16 protein-coding genes are annotated in these 20,814 nt (G+C 46.7%); 4 read left to right on the top strand and 12 right to left on the bottom strand.

Annotated elements, in window-relative coordinates; translation table 11 throughout:
- Positions 1 to 129 precede the first annotated feature (129 nt).
- The 6 genes from QT987_RS04875 to QT987_RS04850 form a co-directional block, all read right to left on the bottom strand.
- Entirely contained in the window at positions 130 to 417 is a 288-nt protein-coding gene (locus tag QT987_RS04875) for a hypothetical protein (RefSeq protein WP_333237784.1), read from the bottom strand.
- A 291-nt stretch (positions 418 to 708) separates the two neighbouring features.
- Positions 709 to 1,332, bottom strand: a complete 624-nt coding sequence (locus QT987_RS04870; RefSeq protein ID WP_333237781.1) for a heme-copper oxidase subunit III — start codon at positions 1,330 to 1,332, stop codon at positions 709 to 711.
- Between the two features lie 143 nt (positions 1,333 to 1,475).
- The gene (gene ctaD, locus QT987_RS04865) at positions 1,476 to 3,281 is read right to left on the bottom strand and encodes a cytochrome c oxidase subunit I (RefSeq protein ID WP_333237778.1); all 1,806 of its coding nucleotides are present in this window, start codon (positions 3,279 to 3,281) and stop codon (positions 1,476 to 1,478) included.
- 78 nt (positions 3,282 to 3,359) lie between these two features.
- The gene (locus QT987_RS04860; RefSeq protein ID WP_333237775.1) at positions 3,360 to 4,361 is read right to left on the bottom strand and encodes a cytochrome c oxidase subunit II; all 1,002 of its coding nucleotides are present in this window, start codon (positions 4,359 to 4,361) and stop codon (positions 3,360 to 3,362) included.
- A 221-nt stretch (positions 4,362 to 4,582) separates the two neighbouring features.
- Complete coding sequence (locus tag QT987_RS04855) at positions 4,583 to 5,341, bottom strand: class I SAM-dependent methyltransferase (RefSeq protein WP_333237771.1); 759 nt, start codon at positions 5,339 to 5,341, stop codon at positions 4,583 to 4,585.
- Positions 5,342 to 5,445: 104 nt separating this feature from the next.
- Positions 5,446 to 6,459, bottom strand: a complete 1,014-nt coding sequence (locus QT987_RS04850) for an LD-carboxypeptidase (RefSeq protein WP_333237768.1) — start codon at positions 6,457 to 6,459, stop codon at positions 5,446 to 5,448.
- Between the two features lie 194 nt (positions 6,460 to 6,653).
- Between QT987_RS04850 and QT987_RS04845 the strand changes: the two genes are divergently transcribed.
- Both QT987_RS04845 and QT987_RS04840 read left to right on the top strand, forming a co-directional pair.
- Positions 6,654 to 8,087, top strand: a complete 1,434-nt coding sequence (locus tag QT987_RS04845; RefSeq protein ID WP_333237765.1) for a carotenoid oxygenase family protein — start codon at positions 6,654 to 6,656, stop codon at positions 8,085 to 8,087.
- A gap of 716 nt (positions 8,088 to 8,803) precedes the next feature.
- The gene (locus tag QT987_RS04840; RefSeq protein ID WP_333237762.1) at positions 8,804 to 9,625 is read left to right on the top strand and encodes an SDR family NAD(P)-dependent oxidoreductase; all 822 of its coding nucleotides are present in this window, start codon (positions 8,804 to 8,806) and stop codon (positions 9,623 to 9,625) included.
- A 1,022-nt stretch (positions 9,626 to 10,647) separates the two neighbouring features.
- Here the strand turns inward: QT987_RS04840 and QT987_RS04835 are convergent.
- Positions 10,648 to 13,587: a CHAT domain-containing protein gene (locus QT987_RS04835; RefSeq protein WP_445299598.1), complete on the bottom strand. Its 2,940-nt coding sequence runs from the start codon at positions 13,585 to 13,587 to the stop codon at positions 10,648 to 10,650.
- A 151-nt stretch (positions 13,588 to 13,738) separates the two neighbouring features.
- Between QT987_RS04835 and QT987_RS04830 the strand changes: the two genes are divergently transcribed.
- On the top strand, positions 13,739 to 14,002 hold the full coding sequence (locus QT987_RS04830; protein ID WP_333062003.1) for a hypothetical protein: 264 nt from the start codon (positions 13,739 to 13,741) through the stop codon (positions 14,000 to 14,002).
- A gap of 278 nt (positions 14,003 to 14,280) precedes the next feature.
- On the opposite strand, the gene tsaB is transcribed toward QT987_RS04830, so the two are convergent.
- From tsaB to QT987_RS04815, 3 genes are all read right to left on the bottom strand, one after another.
- Positions 14,281 to 15,084: a tRNA (adenosine(37)-N6)-threonylcarbamoyltransferase complex dimerization subunit type 1 TsaB gene (gene tsaB / locus QT987_RS04825; RefSeq protein ID WP_333237757.1), complete on the bottom strand. Its 804-nt coding sequence runs from the start codon at positions 15,082 to 15,084 to the stop codon at positions 14,281 to 14,283.
- A 2-nt stretch (positions 15,085 to 15,086) separates the two neighbouring features.
- Complete coding sequence (locus QT987_RS04820; protein ID WP_333237755.1) at positions 15,087 to 16,799, bottom strand: serine/threonine-protein kinase; 1,713 nt, start codon at positions 16,797 to 16,799, stop codon at positions 15,087 to 15,089.
- A 232-nt stretch (positions 16,800 to 17,031) separates the two neighbouring features.
- Positions 17,032 to 17,280 carry a Ycf34 family protein gene (locus tag QT987_RS04815; RefSeq protein ID WP_006632635.1) on the bottom strand — a complete coding sequence of 83 codons (249 nt, stop codon included), beginning with the start codon at positions 17,278 to 17,280 and terminating at the stop codon, positions 17,032 to 17,034.
- 108 nt (positions 17,281 to 17,388) lie between these two features.
- Here QT987_RS04815 and QT987_RS04810 point away from each other — a divergent pair, with 108 nt between their 5' ends.
- On the top strand, positions 17,389 to 18,639 hold the full coding sequence (locus QT987_RS04810) for a CCA tRNA nucleotidyltransferase (protein WP_333237754.1): 1,251 nt from the start codon (positions 17,389 to 17,391) through the stop codon (positions 18,637 to 18,639).
- A 127-nt stretch (positions 18,640 to 18,766) separates the two neighbouring features.
- Here the strand turns inward: QT987_RS04810 and QT987_RS04805 are convergent, their stop codons facing one another.
- Complete coding sequence (locus tag QT987_RS04805) at positions 18,767 to 19,114, bottom strand: DUF952 domain-containing protein (RefSeq protein WP_333237752.1); 348 nt, start codon at positions 19,112 to 19,114, stop codon at positions 18,767 to 18,769.
- Positions 19,115 to 19,133: 19 nt separating this feature from the next.
- A complete protein-coding gene (locus QT987_RS04800; RefSeq protein WP_333237750.1) occupies positions 19,134 to 20,726 on the bottom strand; it encodes a CocE/NonD family hydrolase in 1,593 nt (530 codons plus the stop codon).
- Positions 20,727 to 20,814 lie beyond the last annotated feature (88 nt).

Raw genomic sequence — 20,814 nt, 5'->3', positions numbered from 1 at the left:
ATGATAGTAGGATTTACGCAAACAAACCGGGTTTATATGTTAAATTTTGGGTTAGGGAATGAAAAATTAATGAAGAAACCGGACCTCAGACAGTAACTGCGTCCAGGAATATATACCTAATTTCTGACCCTACGATCGAGCTTTTTTGCCGCGTACTTGAATACGTTTGTCGGTTTTTTGTTTCTTAATCCAAGAGACAAATTTCTGGAGTTCAGGCTCATTTTTGAGCTTTTCCAGGGTATTGAGCTCTTGGGCGAGGTGTTTGTTGTCAAATAGAGAGTGAATCTGACGGTGACAGGCTGAGCAAATGTCGATTGTCGGGCTTGGATCTTCGTTTTTGCGCTTGGTGTTTTGTTTGGGGGTGAGGTGATGGGCGGTTAATGCTTCCATTTGTCGATCGCACAATTCGCACTGCATAATTTTCTCAATGCTGCTGGATAGGAGAATTGCTACTTTTAGTTTAGCGCGATCGGCTTTGAGGAGGTGAATGATATCATGTGCGATCGATTAACCATAATATCCCGGTCGGGGCGGGTTTTTGAGATTGTCAATTATTGGCAGGTATTGTTGGCGAACCCTCCCCTACGAAAATCGCGGTCGCTCGACCGGACTTGATATGAAAGTCGATCGCACTTTCCAAACAATAAAAAAACCCCCACTTGGGGGTCATACAAATCTCTTGTGGCAGAGGCCCAAAAGCCTCTGGGATCACAAAATATACAGTAACAGAAACAAAACAATCCAAATCACATCCACAAAGTGCCAGTAAATCTCAGTCGCTTCGATTCCAAAGTGGTGCTCGCTAGAATAGTGACCTTGCATGCGCGATCGCCACACCACCCCCGCCATCAGCAGCACTCCAAACGTAACGTGCAAGCCGTGAAAAGCAGTCAAAACGTAAAAGCAACTGGCATACAAATTCGTCGTCAAGCCAAACTCTAAATGAGTGTATTCGTAAACCTGACCTGCCAAGAAAACTGCGCCCATAGCAATAGTTACGAGCAACCAATTCCGCATTCCGGCGGCATCATTTTTTTTGATTGCCGTATCAGCATTGTGAATCACAAAACTGCTAGCAATCAAAATCACCGTATTAATTCCCGGCAGCAATAATTCTCGCGCTGGCGTACCTTCAGGAGGCCACACGGGGGCCATCGCCCGATAAATCAAATAGGCGGCAAACATACCGAAAAATATCATGCCTTCAGCGCACAGGAAGACAATTACACCTAACATTCGGTGGTCGGGATGCTCGACGCCGTGTGCTTCTACTTCGCCCTCGTGGTGGTAATTTAGGGCTGTTTTTGTCGGATCGATCGCTGGAATTTGCATAAGAAATTGGTAATGAAGAAGTCAGTTGTCAGTTGTCAGTTGTCAGTTGTCAGTTGGCATTAGTCATCAGTCATTAGTTAACAGTCAACCGTCAACCGTCAACCGTCAACAATTCCCAATGACTAATGCCTGATGACTAATAACTATTCGCCATCTTGACTTTCATCAGCAGGAGAATCAACATCTCTCTCTGATTCAGGAGCTACCAAAGTTGCAGTACCGCCAAAGAAAGTTGAAGCTTGAGCCTCCGCAATAGGAATACCTGTTTTCTGGGCGTTGCGGGTGGCATTTTCCCTCAGCTTGAGCCTGAGACGTTCCCCTGTATTCTGAATTTTTTCCATGCCGTAATCGTAAGGCCCAGTTGCCAATACCGGCACTCCTTCAAAATTTTCGATGGGGGGTGGTGAAGTCGTCATCCATTCCAAACTCAAAGCTTGCCAAGGATTGTCACCTGCTTTCGGGCCGTACCTCCAACTCCAAATCACATTAATGATAAACGGGATTGTAGACACTGCCAGCATATAAGCACCGACAGTACAAATGACATTAATTGTGGTAAATTTCGGGTCGTACATTGCCACGCGCCGAGGCATTCCTTGCATACCCAAAGCGTGCATCGGCAGGAAAGTTACAGTAAAGCCCACATAGGTTAAAACAAAGTGAACTCTACCCCAAAATTCATTAATCATCCGCCCCGTCATTTTGGGGAACCAGTGGTAAAAAGCAGCGTAAATTCCAAACACTGAGCCGCCAAACAGCACGTAGTGTAGGTGAGCGACGACAAAATAAGTGTCGTGAACGTGAATGTCGAAAGGTACGGAAGCTACCATGATCCCGGTGATGCCGCCCAGCACAAATGTTGAGATAAAACCCATCCCAAATAGCATCGCGCTGACAAGCCGGAGTTTGCCTCCCCAAATAGTTGCCAACCAGCTAAATATTTTAATCCCAGTTGGTACGGCGATGATCATAGTTGTGATCATAAAAAACATCCGCAGCCAGCCGGGAGTGCCGCTGGTAAACATATGGTGCGCCCACACGATTAAGCCCAAAAAGCTGATCGCGAGACTGGAATATGCGATCGCCAAATAACCAAAAATTGGCTTGCGGGAATGCACCGGCAAAACTTCTGAAATCACCCCAAAAAAGGGCATAATCATAATGTAAACTGCCGGGTGCGAATAAAACCAGAATAAATGCTGATAGACGATGGGATCGCCGTTGCCTGTAGGGTTAAAAAATGCCGTCCCTGCTAACAAGTCAAACGACAGCAAAATCAAAGCTGCGGCTAAGACTGGAGTAGCAATCAAAGTCAGCGCTGAAGTCGCAATCATCGCCCAGCAAAACAAAGGCATATCATTGAGACCCATGCTCGGAACCCGCATGGTGAAGATGGTAATGGCAAAATTCACCGCCCCCAAAATTGAAGAAGTTCCCAGAATCAAAACGCTGAGAATCCAAATTTCTTCCCCCGCTTGAGCAGTAACTAAGCTCAAAGGCGGATAGGAAGTCCAACCCGCCTGTGGAGCTCCTACCAAAAAACTGCTCAACAGCAAAATGCCACCTACGGGAATCATCCAAAAGGCAACGGCATTCAGCCGGGGAAATGCCATGTCTTTGGCCCCGATCATTAAGGGGATCAAAAAGTTAGCAAATCCGGCTCCGGCGGGTACAATCCACAGGAAGATCATCACCGTCGCGTGAACAGTAAATAAACTGTTGTAGAGTTCGGGGGTGACAAAATCGGAGTCGGGGGTGGCGAGTTCTGTTCGCACCAAAGTTGCCATCACGCCGCCGATTAGATAGAAAATAAATGTTGTGACCAGGTATTGAATACCGATGACTTTGTGGTCGGTATTAAAAGTGAAGTAGTCGCGCCAATGTCTATCGGCGGGCGCTGTTCCGCGAGCCTCAGTGTTTGCACTTTCTTGGAACTGTGCTTGTGTCATAGTTATTAGTCATTAGTTATTAGTCATTAGTTATTAGCTAAGGATCGAAGACCCAGTGCCAGGAACTAATGACTATTTTTAGTGATGAGTTGGGTGAAGTTGTTCTAGGGCTTCGGAATTAATTTTTATTTCCCTGACGTAGGGAGCCAAAAATTCACCGTCTGACAATTCCCCTGGATTGACTGCAACTGCTTGCTCTAAGTTTTGACTGCTAGCAACTTGCTGTTCTTGCAGCCAACTGTCGAATTCTTCGGGCGTGTGAACGACTGCTACAGCTTTCATCGCTCCGTGATAAGCGCCGCACAATTCAGCACAAACAACCCGGTATTCGCCGGTTTTAGTTGGTGTAAATCTCAGTTCGCTCGGCCTGCCGGGAATTGCATCTTGTTTGAGGCGAAATTCCGGCAGCCAAAATGCGTGCAGCACGTCTTGAGCTGAGATATTTAGCTGTACGTCGCGGTTTGCTGGCATATGCAGTTCGCCTGAACTAACGCCGCTTTCTGGATAGCTAAAAATCCAGGCGTACTGCAAACCCATGACATTTACAACTAAATCTGCTGGTTTGTCTTCATTTTCTGGGGAAGCGCCGACGCCTAGAGCAACAAGTTTTCTAGACGGAATTTGAGGGGCGTTTTGGGGTGTATCTGAGAGTGTGGCTGCGATCGCACTTCCCCGCATTTTAGAGTGCGCTTGCATCGTGCCGTGGTCATGATTGCCCATCGGATCGAGGCCTCCCATTGAGTTGTAAATCTCAAAACTGTAGACTCCGATTCCTAAAATAATCACCGCCGGCACGGCTGTCCAAAGAATTTCTAAGGGAAAGTTGTCATGCCAAGGCGGCCCGTCTGTGTTGTCTCCTTGACGGCGGCGATATTTAATTGCAGCAACGATGAGAATTCCTTGGACCATGATAAATAGTCCAGTGGAAATGGTCATCATTGTATTGAAAAGTGCGTCTATGTCGGATGCTTCGTCAGAGGCGGCGATCGGCATCAAACCGTGATTCTGCCCGTACCAGAGACTGATCAGAGTCACTCCGATGCCGGCGAGCATGGTGAGGATGGAACTTGGAATGTTCACGCTGGTACTTCTTAATAGCGACACTTCTTCGCTTGAAAAATGAAGGAAGCGCCTCTGGGTTATCAATTTTTAATTGTAAATGGTATTTTTAGTAAAATGTCTCTCTTAAGGGTTACTTAAGGCTTAGAATTTTTGACCGATCGCCCGATCGCCTCAAAAATACGTCTTTTGTACCTTGACAAAACTCAGTAAAAATGGTATAGAATCGCTCTATTTGGCTGCTAAATTTGAGATTTTTTCTCAAACACCATCAAATGCTGCTGGGGTAACATATCTTTTGTCTCTTTCCATACTAAACCGACGGCGGCCATTTCTTTTTTCACCTGCTTCTGCGTCATTTTGTGCAAACCTTTAATGGGAATCAGCGGGTTTTCGCCCCGATACTCGATCGATACCGTGCGGCCTCCCGGTTTGAGTGCTTTCACAATTCCTTGCATCATTTCTCTGGGATAGGCAAATTCGTGATAAGCATCCACCATCAAAACTAAATCTACGCTGTTTTCCGGCAAATTCGGATTGTCGATACTACCCAAAACTGGCTCAACGTTAGCAATATTTTGTTCTTGTTTATTCAATTCCAGAAAATTAATCATTTCCGGCTGCACGTCAACGGCTAAAACCTTTCCTTCTGGAACTAAGGGAGCGATGCGAAAGCTAAAATATCCCGTTCCGGCTCCAATGTCTGCTACAATATCCGTTGGTTTTAAATCGAGATTGTTGACTAAGCGAGCAGATTTTTCTTCCATGCCGCGAGACGGTCTTTCCAGCCAACTAGCGCCTTGATATCCCATGACTTGGGCAATTTCTCGACCCATGTAAAATTTGCCGATGCCGTCGGGATTGTGGACGGTTCGCTGCTGATAAATTGGGTCGCTGTTAGCGGTTTTACTTGCTCCTGCACAGGCATTGAGCGGCAACAGGCAAAGAATTGTCAGGATTATTACTGTTAATGGTTTAATTAATTGTGCGGTTTTTTTCACGATATTTCGGATGTGGTGTTTAAATTTATTTCTCGTTCCCTGGCTCTGCCTGGGAACGCAGATCCAGAGGCTCTGCCTCGGTAATATCCAGAATAGTTTAAGATTTAGCTGACAGCGGATTCTAATAATCTGATTGTACCAGAGTCAGCGTCGATTTCGACTTCTTGACCGATCGGCAAAGTGAACTGCTCCCGAATGTGTCCCACCATTGAACCATACCACGCAGGAATATTCAAAGGGCGAATGTGGTCGGACAAGACTTGAGGCAAGGTTAGGGACTCTTGGGGTTTTTCAGCTTCGCACTTGGTACACTGTCCGAAAATAAAACCTGATATTTTATCAAGAATGCCCGCTAATTTAAGCTGCGTCAACATTCTATCGATGCGATAAACCTCTTCGCCCACTTCCTCAACAAACAAAATACTATTTTCCCACTGCGGTAAATATGCAGAACCCACCATTGCTGCTATTACTGATAAATTTCCGCCGATGAGTTTTCCCCTAGCTGTGCCGCGCCCGATTGTTTGAACTTGCACGCTTGGGGAGTTTTGCATGGTTATAGAGCCGCCCTCAAACAAAAGTTTTTTGACGTATTTTACTGTCAATGGACTCCAAGTTGACACACCTAAAGGGCCGTGAAAAGTAACTATATTAGTTTTAGCATAAATCGCCAATAATAGCGCCGTAATATCGCTGAATCCCATAATGATTTTGGGATTGTTGCGGATAATATTGTAATCCAGGAGTGGCAATATCCGACCGCAGCCCCAGCCCCCCATTCCGGTAAAAATAGCTCGCACTGAGTCATCGGCAAAGGCTGCGTTGACATCGGCGGCGCGATCGGCATCCTTGCCGGCTAAATAGCCGTAGCGGTCGTAAAAATGCTCTCCCAATTTAACTTTTAAACCCAGGTTATCCAGAACTTTAAAAAATGGCTGCACTTCTTTTTCGTAGTTGAAAGCCGCAGGATTGATTAAAGCTACAGTATCGCCGACTTGCAGGCGGCGCGGCTCGATCGCACTTTTGGGAGATAGGTTGGTTTGGGCGCTTGGCAAAAGCTGAGTACCAATAGCAGTCAGCCCAAAAGTTGTGAGCAGAGCGCGGCGGCGGAGAGTCATAGGTGTTATACCCTTGTTCGATTAAGTGAGGTACAGGTTGAGATTTTAGATTTTAGATTTTAGATTTTAGATTGGGGGATTGAGCAATTGTTAATTCATTGATGAATGGCTCACGCGAGAACTGTTATAGATGGTTTTTGCTATAATTGTATAGCAAAATATCTGTCAGATCAGTTTAAAATTGCGAGTTTCAAATGAAAACAGACACTAAAATCTCAGCTAAAAAATCTTGGGCTAAATCTTTAGCCAGTCCGGCGGCAGAGTTTCCGCTGACTCAGCTATCGGTTAAAACTGGTAAAATTCCCGACGGATTGCGCGGCACTCTCTACCGCAACGGGCCCGGACGTTTGGAACGCGGCGGTGTTGCTGCGGGACACTGGTTTGATGGCGACGGTGCAATTTTGGCAGTACATTTTACCGATGTCGGTGCTACGGCTGTTTATCGCTACGTGCAAACAGCGGGATATCTAGCTGAAGAAAAAGCAGATAAATTTCTCTACAGTAATTATGGCATGACAGCACCGGGCCCTGTGTGGTTGCGGTGGACTAAAACTGTTAAAAATGCTGCCAATACTTCTGTTTTAGCTTTGCCCGATCGCCTTTTGGCATTGTGGGAAGGTGGCCCGCCTCACCGCCTCGATTTGCAAACCCTGGAAACTCAGGGAACGGACGATTTAGGCAGTTTAGATAGTAAATTTGTTTATTCTGCTCACTGCAAGCGCGACCCGATTACTGGCAATATTTTCAACTTTGGAGTTACCAACGGTGCGACTACAAAGTTGAATCTGTATAAAAGCGATTTTACTGGCCAAGTCGTGCAACAATCAACAGTTGCTTTAGATGGAATTTACGCGCTCCACGATTTTGTTTTGGCGGGTAAATATCTGATATTTTTTATCCCGCCGGTGCAAGTCAATTTTTTGCCATTGTTAACGGGAATTAGCAGTTATAGCGAGTCCTTTCAGTGGAAACCGGAGTTAGGTACTCAGATATTAGTTTTTGACTCTGAAACTCTCTCTTTAGTTAGTCGCGGCGAAACCGAACCTTGGTTTCAGTGGCATTTTGCTAACGGTTTTGTCAAGGAAGATGGTTCGGTGGCTGTAGATTTTGTGCGCTTCGCTGACTTTCAAACTAATCAGCGGCTGAAAGAAGTACCGACTGGTGAAACTAGCACCGATGCGGAGGGTACTCTTTGCCGAGTGCATCTCAATCCTCTGACGGCGAAAGTGACAGGAATAGAAGAATTGTTGGATAAACCGTGTGAGTTTCCCGTTGTACCTGCGGACGAAGTAGGTCAAGACTCGCGGTATATTTATCTGGCAATGTATCGGCCTGACGTTGATATTGTAGCGGAACGTTTCGGTGCGATCGCCCGTTTGGACACGCAAAGCCGCAATCTCACAATTGCCGACTGTGGCGAAAATCGCTATCCCGCAGAGCCCATCTACGTTCCAGATATTTCCTCGGAGAAAGGTTGGATAGTAACAGTTGTTTACGACGGCAATTCTGATAGCAGCGAAGTCTGGATATTTGACAGCGACGGACTTTCCCGTGAACCTGTTTGCAAGCTAGAATTGCCTGGTGTCATACCTTTAGGCTTTCACGGCACTTGGAAATCGGCACTCTGAGAAAATTGTAAAGAAGTGTTGCGGAAGATTTATTAAAAATTGTTGCCGCTTCTCTGTCAAGTTGTTAAGGTGTGTGTAGATAGGAAATTCTCATATCTAGGAGGTGTGGAATTGATAATCTGCATTGCTCAATTATCCTGTGCCAATTCGCACGAATCCCCGGCGATTGTAAGTCGCGGTTGCACAGGATATCGTCTGCCTCTGCGGACTAAAAAAAGAGGGTAATAAAGCCCTGGCGGATAACCAATCCCCGGCGTATATTCCCGGCGAATGAATTCGCGGCTACACAGGCAAAGTCCGCCTTCGCGGACTGAAGAAAACCAATCCCTGGCGAATAAATTCGCGGCTACACAGGCAAAGTCCACCTCCGCGAACTGAAAAAAAAGCGGTAATAAAGCCCGCTTGGTCATGATTTCCGACTAGGTTTGCCCATCTCAAATTTGTCTGCTTGCATGAGGTTACATGACCAGATATTTGACTGATTCCTGGCAAACCAAAAGTTTAGTTCAACTCACGCGCACGTTAGCGATTCAACAGTTTTGGGTTTTGAGTTAACCCCACGAAAAAATTAGGCTTATCGAAACAAGATAGCCTTTTCAACAATTATGAATTATGAGTTGTTACCGCCAAAACATTCAACTCATAACTAATAATTCACAACTCACAACTCATAACTCCGTGCCGCGGTGAGCATCTACCAAAAGGTTTAATCTATTATGCAACTTCAAGGAAAAACAGCTCTTGTTACAGGAGCTTCGCGCGGAATTGGGCGATCGATCGCCCTGGAATTAGCGAGACAAGGAGTCAAACGTTTGTTGATTGTGGCGCGCAACCGCAAGCAATTAATTGAACTGGCAGAGGAAATCGATGTTTTGGGCACAGAAGTAGTGCCGTTAGCTTTGGATTTAACTCAGTCAGTAGCGGTGAATATTGCGATCGCCCAAGCTTGGCGAGATTGCGGCCCGATTCACCTGCTAGTCAACTGTGCAGGCGTCGCCCACCAAGCATCATTCTTACGTTCCCCGCTGCCATTAATCGAGGAAGAAATCGCCTTAAATTTGCTCGGAACCTACACAATTACCCGCTTGATTGCGAGGCGAATGGCGACTCAAAAAGAGGGAACCATCGTCAATGTTTCGAGCTTAATGGGCAAAATTGCCGCTCCCACAATGGCGACTTATTCTGCTACCAAATTTGCCATTTTGGGATTCACCCAAGCTTTGCGTAGCGAGTTAACTCAGTACAATGTTCGAGTCACAGCTTTGCTGCCATCTCTAACAGATACCGACATGGTGCGAGACTTGGAACAATTCCGGTGGGTAGTGCCCACAACTCCCGAAAAAGTTGCCCTAGCACTTGTCGCGGGATTGCAGAAAGATGCGCCGGAAATCTTGGTAGGATGGCAAAGTCATCTAGCAGTTTGGTGTCACCGAATTGCGCCTTGGTTGCTGGATTTTGTGTTGCGGATGGCAACTCCAGAACTTCGGGATAAATCGCGGGGCCGCAAATTGCGGGAGGCTTTAGCTAGCGGGCGATAAACCCTTTTCTGGGCGGGCAAGATGCCCAACCCCACGAGAAAACTCTTTCTTTTGTGGAACGGGCATCTTGCCCGTTCCGGGCTCTTCGGCCCATTGGTGTCAACTTAAGCTGTCAGCCCGCCCAGCCGGTAGTCCGCCCGCCCACCCGGTAGTCCGCCAGGGAATGAATTCCCTGTCTCATAGCGAAAGTCCTCTGAAGAGGACTGAGAAGAAGAATTTTTGACGTTGTTGATTCACGCCGCCCACCCGTTAGTCCGCCAATCCGCCAGGGGTTGAAATCCCTGTCTCATAGCGAAAGTCCTCTGAAGAGGACTGGGAAGAAGAATTTTTGACGTTGCTGATTCACGCCGCCCACCCGTTAGTCCGCCAATCCGCCAGGGGTTGAAATCCCTGTCTCATAGCGAAAGTCCTCTGAAGAGGACTGGGAAGAAGAATTTTTGACGTTGCTGATTCACGCCGCCCACCCGGTAGTCCGCCAATCCGCCAGGGGTTGAAACCCCTGTCTCATAGTGAAAGTCCTCTGAAGAGGACTGGGAAGAAGAATTTTTGACGTTGCTGATTCGCGGTAGGAATCAACTTTTTGCTTGATGTTACAAAACTGACCATACTGGTTTTATAGCAATTGGGAAATCTGAATTCCTACCTGTATTTAGCAACGCCCAGCAACGCCGAATTTTTAAACTCATTAGTCCTCTTCAGAGGACTTTAGCTATTAGACAGGGAATTCATTCCCTGTCGGATTGTCGGACTGTCGGATTGTCGGACTGTCGGATTGTCGGACTGTCGGACTGTCGGATTGTCGGACTATCGGACTGTCGGACTATCGGACTATCGGACTATCGGATTGTCGGACTGTCGGATTGTCGGACTGTCGGACTGTCGGAATGTCGGAATGTCGGATTGTCGGACTGTCGGATTGTCGGACTATCGGACTACCGATTTAACGTGTTTGTTGACACCAATGGGCATTGCCGTTTCCCTACAAGGGCTATGTAGTTACTTACCAGCACAAGTGCTGTATATCATTTCCACTCGCCTTGCAAGGTAAAAGCAGCCCAATAATAGGGAGATTTCCACTCTTCCTCCTGCATCATTTCCATCTGCGCCGCCCTCAAAGCTGCCGCCGGCGCTAACTTTTGTTGCACCATTTTTTGATAAAACTTTTGCATTAACACAGAAGTTCCTTCATCATCCACATTCCACAAACTCACCGCCACCCGCTGAGCACCCGCATACATAAAACCCCTTGTCAATCCCACCATTCCTTCGCCTTTAACATTCTGCCCCATGCCCGATTGACAAGCACTTAAAACCACTAAATTTGCCGCCAGTTTCAAGTTGAAAATATCCGTGAGGCGCAAAAAACCATTGACAAGATTGCCCTTGTCATCTACCATCGACATCACAATTCCTGACAGTTCGGGATTTTGGCTGTTGGCAAGGCCGTGGGTGGCAAAGTGAACGATTTGATAATTAGCTAAACTGCCGTCGGTAGCAGTAGTGCGGCTGGCATCAAAATCAATCTTTTGAGTGCTAGAAGCTGAGGGAAATAAGCTGGATATCGTTTGGGCTTCTTGGCGGGTAAATGGGAGGCGTTCGGGTGGCCATTGCCGATTAGAAGCACGAAGCGAGCGATTTAAACCGAGGTTATTTGCTTCTAATTTTTCAGTCGTTGCTTGGGTGATTTTTCCTTTAATTCTTTCATCATTTGGACTGAAAACAGGATCGGCTAAAATAGCTAAAGTTCGGCTTGGTGGTTTTCTATCTCCGTAATTTTGCCTGAGAATGGCGAGAGTTGAGGCAGAAGGCAGAGTGATAATTTCATGTTCGACAATTAAGGGAAGATTGGTATTTTGTCCGGCGGTTTGGGAAATAGTTAAAGCTTGAAAAGGGGTATAATGCAGCACGCCGTCGGGAACAATTAATAAGCGTTTATTGCCTAATTGGGCTGCTGCGGGTTGTAAAATTACTTGACCGAGATTGGCACTTGCTTGGGCAACTTGTTGGGGAATATCTCTCTGGATTGGGCTAGTTATTGTCTCTAGGAAGTCCTTAGCTGCTGTTTCAATGTCTGCGCGTTTTGGTAATTCATAGCTGGTTACTCCTGTTGATGTCACAACCCACAAATAACTGCGGTTTGTGCCGAGGGAATATTGCAATAAAATAGTGTTTTCATCGAGAATCTGTTTCTGAATTTCTGGCAGTGTTAAAGGTTGGGGTTGGGTAAGGGCTGCGTAGCGGGGGCTGGCGGTACGAATCTGGGCTTGAATTTGTTGATATTGTTCCAAAAGTGCGAGGCGCTGAGAGTCGATTTCAGCTATTTTAGTTTGATTGGGATTGGGGGTGCTGATTGTTTCGATGCGCTGTTTTTCAATGGCATCGAGTTGCTGTTGCAGGCTCTTTTCTTGTTGCAGTAAATCGGGGTCAATGCCTTCGCGAATGTTGGCGTTACTTTCTTGGAGGAGTTCGAGGAGACTGCGGGCGCGAGAACGTTCACTGGCTTCTAAGGCTTTTGTATCGTAACCGGATTTAGGATTAGTTTTATGCAGTTGCATTAACAAATCGATGTAGAGTTCGTAGTAGTTTTGTACTGTGGCAAAGTATGAGCTGCGGAGTTCTGGGCTGGCAATTTTGGTGCGGAGGTTTTCGATGATTTTGAGAGAGGATTCAATGTCGTTGAGGGCTTCGGTAAGATGGTTTTGGTCGCGTTTGAAAGAAGCTATGTTGTAAAGGGTGAGAGCTTCCCCGCTGCGATCGCCTACTGCCCGTCTCAGGGGAAGCGACTGGCTGTAATACTCTAGCGCTTTCTGTTTTTCTCCCAATTCATTGTAGACAGCGCCGATGTTGTTGAGGATGCTAGCTTCCCCACTGCGATCGTCGGTTGCCCGACTCAGGGGAAGCGACTGACTGTAATACTCTAGCGCTTTCTGTTTTTCTCCCAATTCATTGTAGACACCGCCGATGTTGTTGAGGGTGGCAGCTTCCCCACTGCGATCGCCGGTTGCCCGTCTCAGGGGAAGCGACTGGCTGTAATACTCTAGCGCCTTTTGTTGTTCTCCCAATTTATTGTAGACAGCGCCGATGTTGCTGAGGGTAACAGCTTCCCCGCTGCGATCGCCTACTGCCCGTCTCAGGGGAAGCGACTGGCTGTAATACTCTAGCGCTTTCTGTTTTTCTCCCAATTCATTGTAGACACCGCCGATGTTGTTGAGGGTGAGAGCTTCCCCACTGCGATCGCCTACTGCCCGAAATAGGGGAAGCGACTGGCTGTAATACTCTAGCGCTTTTTGTTTTTCTCCCCAATCGGAGTAGACTCTGCCAATGTTGTTGAGGGTGCTAGCTTCAAGAGCGCGCTCGCCAGTTGCCCGACTCAGGGGAAGCGACTGGCTGTAATATTCTAGCGCTTTCTGTTTTTCTCCCAATTGTGAGTAGACTAAGCCGATGTTGTTGAGGGTGATAGCTTCCCCGGAGCGATGGCCTACTGCCCGAACCAGGGGAAGGGACTGGCTGTAATACTCTAGCGCTTTCTGTTTTTCTCCCAATTCTGAGTAGCCTAAGCCGATGTTGTTGAGGGTGGCAGCTTCCCCACTGCGATCGCCTACTGCCCGACTCAGGGGAAGCGACTGGGTGTAATACTCTAGCGCTTTCTGTTTTTCTCCCAAATCTGAGTAGACCTTGCCAAGACCAAGGAGGCTAAGTGCTTGCCCTCTATTGTCGCCCGCTTCTCGATACAGTTTTAATGCTTCTTCAAATTTGACGATCGCGCTTTTTTTCGCTTCTAATGTTCCTTGCCGGTACAGTCGCAGTCCTTCTTTTAATGCTGTTTCAGCAGCGTCGTTACTGCCAATTTGTGCTGTTTGTAAGGCTTTACCAACGGGAACGGCTGCTGCCACTGGCTGACTTAACTGAAGCGAAAGTGCGATCGACATACCAGCCAAAAACCATTGAGTGCGATCGAGCATAGCCACCCCTTTTGTATTTTTGTCAATATTAATCACTAGCCCGCTTAGTGTAAAGACAGGAACAAGTAAGGGCGATCGGCATTTTTGCTAGAGTGAACAAGTAGGTGCGATTCTCTGCCGGATAGCTACGCTTGACGAACTTTTTCCCAGCATGAACAACATCCCAACTACCCCCGATCCCGTAACCAGCCACTGGGATTGCCCCGAATGCGGCGGCACCGGTACCCTCAGCCCAGAAATTTGCCCTGTTTGTCTCGGAGCAAAATACATCGATCTCGCGACAATAACGAACTGGATGCTCGATTTTATGGAATCTCGCGGCTGCGATCGAGCTGAGATCGATCGATTGCGAACCGAAAGCCCAGACCCGCTAACATTAACTTTTTGCCTCGAAGTTTGTATAGCCCTTAAATAAACAACGATATCAAGTCTGCTTAATTGCTTATAAATCATTTACGGGCATCGGGCATCGGGCATTGTCGGAAAAAAAACGCACTCTACAAGTTGATTTAACTTATATCTTGCACCCTTCTCAATTAGCCTTTTAGGAACAGGCAAGATGCCTGTTCCACAAGAAAATCTACTCTTTGTGGAACAGGCATCTTGCCTGTTCTTGACAATGGTGCAAGATGTGAGTTTAACAGAAACGAAATAATGCCCAATTCCCTATTCCCAATGCCCTATTCCCAATATTCAGTGTCCCTTAACCGGATGTTGCCCGTAAAAAGGCAAAGCATCCGACCAATCAGGACGACTGCCCATTTGCCACTCCAAATAAGCCAATTCCAACACACTAGAAACCGACCATCCCAACTCGCTACCAACTTCAATTAACTGATAAGAATTCCCCCAATTATCCAACTTTTCCTGCCAGGATTCAGGAGTCATCACCGTATCAGGAAACAACTCAGTTAAACCAGAATCCTTGTTAACTGAATAAACAGCGCCAAACAATTGTCCCCGCTGTGCAGGCATTTGCACCGCCATATCCTCTCTCAAAAGCCCCCCCTTAGCAAGGGGGGGTTGGGGGGGTTCCGTATCCAAAAGCCCCCCCTTAGCAAGGGGGGGTTGGGGGGGTTCCGTATCCAAAAGCCCCCCCTTAGCAATGAGGGGTTCTGCACTCAAAAGCCCCCCCTTAGCAAGGGGGGGTTGGGGGGGTTCCGCCCAAGCGACAGCCGCCAGAGTTGAAACCGCAAAAACCGGAATATCCAACTGTTGAGCCAAAGTCCGCGCCGTCACCATACCCATCCGAGTCCCCGTGAAGCCTCCGGGCCCCTTCGCCACTGCAATAAAAGCCAAATCCGCCCAAGTTTGCGGCCCAATAAACTCGACTAAATACTGATGCAAATGAGTCGCTAAATCCCGATCCAAATTCCAAGTTTTGCAGCGAGAATCCCCGGCAAAATTGCTGATGGCTAAACCGAGTTCCCGACTAGCTGTGTGCAGGGCTAAGCCGTATTTTTTAACTGATGTTCCGTCTTGGGGATTGCTATTCACGATTACTGATAATTTTCCTTAACAAAAAACAGAGGCAAAGCCACAACTAAGCAACCCAAAAGAATGCCAAATATTCCCGTATTTAAAATCCTAGAATTACCCATTCCTCCAGTCATCAAAAACAGCACTACTAAACTTGCAAATAAATTTTTATTGGCAAATTCTTTGTTTTGGGAAACTTGATGCTTCACCGTCATAAAACCCGACGTAACTATTAGCGCAAACCAAGAATTAAAAATGACTATTTGAGAGCCAAAGATAAACCAAACTAACGCAAACATTAGCGCATCTATCCAAAAATCCTGAGTTTTCAACTTCGGCAGCCAAAATTCTTGGGTAGTAACAGAGGCGATTTTCTTGAGTAATTGATTGTGTTGCAGCCGCAACAGTTTGTTTCTCAATTGAATCTTGGGATCGATTTGCAATATTTGCTTCCACTCCGGGCGGCGAGAATTGTTGACTCTTCCCAACAGCTTCACGGCTGCGACTTTATTTAACTGCAAATCGGTGAGTCTGGTGGCAATTATTTGAGATAAGTGCGGATAGTAAACGGGGTTGTCTTCGGTTCTGTTGATGACGATAGTGAGCTGTTGCTTGGCTTGACTGACTTGGATTGTAACATTGTAGGGGGCGAGATCCTCTTGCAAAGCTTGCTGAATTTCGGCTTGCTGTTGGCGAGTGAAAAGCGACACACCGGGCGCAGGTGTAAGCACCCGTTCTGCGGGCGTTTCCGGCGCGTCTAGCACCGGCGGTGCGTCTAAATACACCGGTTTGGGGTTCAAGTGCCGGATGACTGCTGATGCTGAACTGTAGCGCCGATTGGTGGCACTTTGAAGCATTGTGTCGAGGATGCGGCCGAAATCATCGCTAACAGCAGTCTTCAAATAATTTCGCCAAGCCCAAGAATCCTCTGTGCTGTCGAACAAGTCGAAGGGAGGAATTTCAGTCAGCAAGTGAATGCAGGTAACGCCCAAACTGTAGATATCGCTGGCAAAAACTGCTTTTCCCATCAATTGTTCTGGGGCTGTATAAGCAGCACTGCCGATGATTGTACCTGTTTGCGGCAATCCGGTTGCTGTTACTTTCTTAGCTGCACCAAAGTCTACTAAAACAATATCTTTTTGGAAAGGAGAGGGTTGATAGGAATTTTCTAAGGCGGGTAAAGGGGCTGGAGTTAGCCGGCGGCGAATGATATTTTCGGGTTTGATATCGCGGTGAATAACTTTGGATTTGTGGACGAAGTGGAGCACTGGTAATAAATCGTTGAGGATTTGCCGAATTTGAGTTTCGGTGAATGCTCCTTTTTGTTCTAATTCTCTGGCTAGGTTTTTGCCGTCTATAAATTCTTGTACTAAATACTGTCTCCCGTCTTGTTCAAAATGCGCGATTAATTCGGGAATCTGGGGATGTTTTCCCAAGGTTTCTAGCTGGGCTGCTTCTTGGTGAAATAGTTGAGCGGCTTTTTCGGCTGCGGTATTTTGCTGCAAAAATTGCTTGATTACGCACTGCGAAAAAATCAGGGGTTTGGTTTCATCAACTGCTAGAAATGTTCGGCCAAAGCCTCCTTGCCCGATCGGCTTTACGGTTCGGTAGCGAGATGCTGATGGTGTTTCTGCGTCAAGAGTTAACAACAATTTTGAGCCGCAACTTTGGCACAATTCTGCATCCCCTGGGTTGTGCGGATTCTGACAAGTTGGGTTTAAGCAATAGCACATTGGATTTTAGATTTTAGATTTTAGATTTTAGATTTTTAATTGGGAAGGGGGAATGGGGAATTGGGCATCGGGCATCGGGCATCGGGCATTGGGAATTGGTTATTGGTTATTGGTTATTGGTTGTTATCGCCAACCACTCACAAAAAACCTATAAAAAACAACAAATAGCAACCAACAACCAACAAATAACTAATGACTAATGACTACTGACTACTGACTAATGACTTCTTCCTTAAGTCGGGACGAGTTCGCCTGGCCGCAATTTTGCCCATTTGCCGGTCTCTTGCTTGAAACTCTGACACCCAACTACATCCCATTCCATTTCAATTTCGTCTTGGCGGGGACGGATGTTGACGTTGATGGTGGGTTCTACGGGGTCGAAATCGGGTGTTTCGGTGAGGTGAAGCTGTTCGTGCTGTTCTTCTACGGCGTGGTAGGTGAAGCAGCGGTCTACATAGTGGCAGTTAATACAAATACACATTCTTGATATCCTCTGTGCATTTCAAAAAGATTGGTGAAATTTGAGCTTTCTGTTAATCTAGCGTAGCAAGAGTTTAATTGTTTGTAAGGAAAGTAGATTTTTGTTGCGATGCCGATTAATTTGCCCTCTTCATTATCTCCTGATACTTGGCCGTTTGATTTGGAACTGCTGACACCGCCTGCTTATCTGGTAGGGGGTGCGGTGCGGGATGCGTTGCTGGGCCGCCGATCGCACTATTTTGATTTGGATTTCGTTATGCTAACACGGGCCGTGAAAACTGCTCGAAAAATTGCCGATCGCACGAAAGGTGGATTTGTCTTGTTGGATGCGGAACGCCAAATTGCGCGGGTGGTGTTTGCGGGCGGTACGGTGGATTTGGCGCAAGCGGAAGGGGGGAGTCTGGAGGGGGATTTGCTGCGCCGAGATTTTCGGATAAATGCGATCGCCTACAATCCTTTTACAGGAGAAATCATCGATCCTTTGGACGGTCAAACTGATTTGCGCTTGGGTTTGCTGCGGATGGTTTCGCGGTCAAATTTGGAGGACGATCCGCTGAGGTTATTAAGAGCTTACCGCCAAGCGGCGCAGTTGGGTTTTGCGATCGAACCTGAAACTCAATCGGCGATTCGGGAATTAGCGCCGTTGTTGAGTCGGGTAGCGGTGGAACGGGTGCGGACGGAATTGGGTTATTTGTTGAGTAATCCTGACGGTGTTCCTTGGATTTGTCGCGGTTGCGAAGACGGTTTGTTTTCGATTTGGTTTGAAAGTGCGATCGACCGTTTTGATATTTTGACAAAAATTGACGCATCTGCTGACAAATTAGCGACAATTTACCCGGAATTAGGGAAAGAATTCGGGCGTCAGATTCGAGATACAATTAAAACGCCTTTGTTGGCTGTCGCGAAGCTGGCTATTTTGGCAGATTCTGACCAGACAATTGCTGAAACGCAGTTGCTGCGGTTGAAGTACAGCAATGCGGAGATTAAAAGTGCGATCGGGCTTTTGAAATACTTGCCACAATTGCAAGCAAAACCTATCGCGGAAATGTCTTTGCGAGAACAGTATTTTCTGTTTCGGGATGTGGGAATAGCATTTCCAGTTTTAGCAGTTTTGGCCGTGGCGGCAGGAGTTGCGGTTGAGGATATTTCACTGTTAATTAATCGCTATCTGGATGCTGATGATATTATTGCTCATCCGACACAATTAATTAGCGGCAATGATTTAATGGAATATTTGAAATTGCCCAGAAGTCCGCGCATCGGTCAATTGTTGATGGAGATTCAATTAGCGCGGGTTGAGGGGAGAATTGCGACTCGCGAAGATGCGCTGAAATTGGCGGCAGAGTTGGTTAATCAGTAAGTTTAAATTGATATATTGCAGAAATTAGAACGGGCAAGATGCCCGTTCCACAAAATTTAACTTTCCCGTGGGGTGGGCTTCTAGCCCGCCCTAAAAAGTTAGTTTACAATGCTAAAAAATCAGAATCTTAAACAACATTTTTTAATTCTTCCGGCAATTCAAACTTGCCATCGGCACCCGGTTCAAACTCAACAACTTTCAACACAGCATCAACATTCAGCGGCCCGTAAATGTGCGCGTAATTCTCACCCGCAGCCAATTCATACTTAAGTTCAGCTTGCACTTTGTCCGAGTCAATCCAAAGCAGCAGCAATCCTGTTTGTCCCACAAAAAATTTATTAGCAGATCTAAGAACTTGTGTCAGAGTCGAACAGTGGATAAATCCTTCTGTATCTAGCGTATCGCCGCGATAGGATTGAACTTGTTTTGCTTGTTCCCACTGTTGGCTGCGGGTGATGTGAAAAATAACGCTCATAGTTAGATAGGTTTTAGGTTTAATTGACAATTGGCAGCCAAATTTGAGACGGACAATTCCCGCCACAAGTTACTGTCAGCGTGATAATTTTAGCATCGATCGCCCGCGCTTCACCGCCCGGCGCGCCCGTTCCCGGATTCACGTCGTAAGCGGGGAAACAAGCCGCACTCAAACTCAGACGCAACGCATTACCTTTGGCAATTTGCATACAAGTTGCTTGCAGCACAATTCTCACAGGTGTTTCATCTGAATTTACCCGGACATAACCTTGAGTAAAATTGTAGACGCTGCCGCTATCTTTGACCTCAGAAAGTATCGCACACATATCAAAACTCGGCGCACCGGCGGTACAAAATACTTCGACAATTATATCTCCAGCTAAGTGCAAATCTGCTGTTAGCGGTGCCGAAGTGTATGTTAACACATCGGTGCGGCAGTCAATAGTCGATCGCTCGATCGCACCGGCAGGAAATGCAGCGTGACCTCCCAAGGATGGCACCGGCCGCCAAGGGTCATGTACGAATATATCATCAGTGCCAACATCCGCGCAACTCTCTGTTAAAATACCCGCATCTTCTCTCATCGCGGCAAGTCCATTACTTGCTAAAAAATAAGATTTATGATTATTATTAGGCCATTTATTAAATTTTTGCCAATCATTCCTCCCCATCTCAAATAGCGAAATCGGCCGCTCGTCTAATATTCCTGTATCAACTCCTTTGAGGAAGCGATCGAACCAGCGAATTTGCAACTCATCCACAGGATTTGAAGCTGCCAAACCATAATCCAACGCTCCCACTTTTCGCCCCCAAGGTAAATGCGCCCAAGGGCCAATTATCAAATGCTGCGGATAGGAACTCCGGGTCACCATTTCCTTATAAAGATGGATTGTTCCCCGCAAATAAGTATCAAACCAACCACCAATGTGCAGCATCGGTAAGTCTAAATCTTTGATGTTTGGCGATAACTTTTCCCAATACTCGCTCGGTCGATAATTATGCAACCAATCGTGATAATATGAGTCGGGTGCGAGATTTTTAATAATCTCAGGACGCGCCGGCACGGTATCGTATAGCGGGAGATTTCTCGAAGCTGCATACAAGGCTTGATAGGCAGAAATATCAGCTTTTAAGCGAGCGGTTTCTGCGGCTAGCTGAATTGCCCAGCCGAGATTTGATTGCAGACAAAACGCGCCGCCTTCATAGGCCCAATCTGCGTATAAATTGCAGCCTACCATTGCCGGACAAATTGTGATTAATGCGCTCGGTTTAGCAGCCGCCGCGTAGAGTTGAGTCATGCCTTGGTAGGAAAAACCATACATTCCGACTTTGCCGTTACTTCCAAGCAAATTAGCTGCCCAATTGACGCTATCAAAACCGTCTTGTGTTTCGCTAACAAATAGGTTAAATTCGCCTTCGGAAGTGCCACGTCCCCGCACGTCTTGGATGACAACGATGTAGCCGTGTTTCGCGTACCATGCGGGATGGGAATATACTACTGTAGAGGCGAGATCCCTTCCGTAAGGTTGCCGCATTAATAATACTGGAAATTCGCCCTCCGCATCGGGGCGGTAGATGTCAGCATCTAAACGAACCCCATCTTTAGTTAGCATTGACGCTGTTTCTTTCTGACAAAGTTTCAGCATAAATCCTACAAAACATCAAATAAAAAAGTTCTGATAAAGGACTGAGATCCTTACT

It is taken from the genome of Microcoleus sp. SVA1B4, assembly GCF_036700545.1.
Lineage (GTDB): Bacteria > Cyanobacteriota > Cyanobacteriia > Cyanobacteriales > Microcoleaceae > Microcoleus.
Note: the sequence above shows the minus strand (reverse complement) of the source record. Positions and strands in the feature narration are given on the sequence as shown.

Excerpts from the sequence above, each read along its gene's own strand:
- QT987_RS04875 (WP_333237784.1), bottom strand. The coding sequence starts at position 417 with ATGCAGTGCGAATTGTGCGATCGACAAATGGAAGCATTAACCGCCCAT.
- QT987_RS04870 (WP_333237781.1), bottom strand. The coding sequence starts at position 1,332 with ATGCAAATTCCAGCGATCGATCCGACAAAAACAGCCCTAAATTACCAC.
- ctaD (WP_333237778.1), bottom strand. The coding sequence starts at position 3,281 with ATGACACAAGCACAGTTCCAAGAAAGTGCAAACACTGAGGCTCGCGGA.
- QT987_RS04850 (WP_333237768.1), bottom strand. The coding sequence starts at position 6,459 with ATGACTCTCCGCCGCCGCGCTCTGCTCACAACTTTTGGGCTGACTGCT.
- QT987_RS04845 (WP_333237765.1), top strand. The coding sequence starts at position 6,654 with ATGAAAACAGACACTAAAATCTCAGCTAAAAAATCTTGGGCTAAATCT.
- QT987_RS04840 (WP_333237762.1), top strand. The coding sequence starts at position 8,804 with ATGCAACTTCAAGGAAAAACAGCTCTTGTTACAGGAGCTTCGCGCGGA.
- QT987_RS04835 (WP_445299598.1), bottom strand. The coding sequence starts at position 13,587 with ATGCTCGATCGCACTCAATGGTTTTTGGCTGGTATGTCGATCGCACTT.
- QT987_RS04830 (WP_333062003.1), top strand. The coding sequence starts at position 13,739 with ATGAACAACATCCCAACTACCCCCGATCCCGTAACCAGCCACTGGGAT.
- QT987_RS04820 (WP_333237755.1), bottom strand. The coding sequence starts at position 16,799 with ATGTGCTATTGCTTAAACCCAACTTGTCAGAATCCGCACAACCCAGGG.
- QT987_RS04815 (WP_006632635.1), bottom strand. The coding sequence starts at position 17,280 with ATGTGTATTTGTATTAACTGCCACTATGTAGACCGCTGCTTCACCTAC.
- QT987_RS04810 (WP_333237754.1), top strand. The coding sequence starts at position 17,389 with ATGCCGATTAATTTGCCCTCTTCATTATCTCCTGATACTTGGCCGTTT.
- QT987_RS04805 (WP_333237752.1), bottom strand. The coding sequence starts at position 19,114 with ATGAGCGTTATTTTTCACATCACCCGCAGCCAACAGTGGGAACAAGCA.
- QT987_RS04800 (WP_333237750.1), bottom strand. The coding sequence starts at position 20,726 with ATGCTAACTAAAGATGGGGTTCGTTTAGATGCTGACATCTACCGCCCC.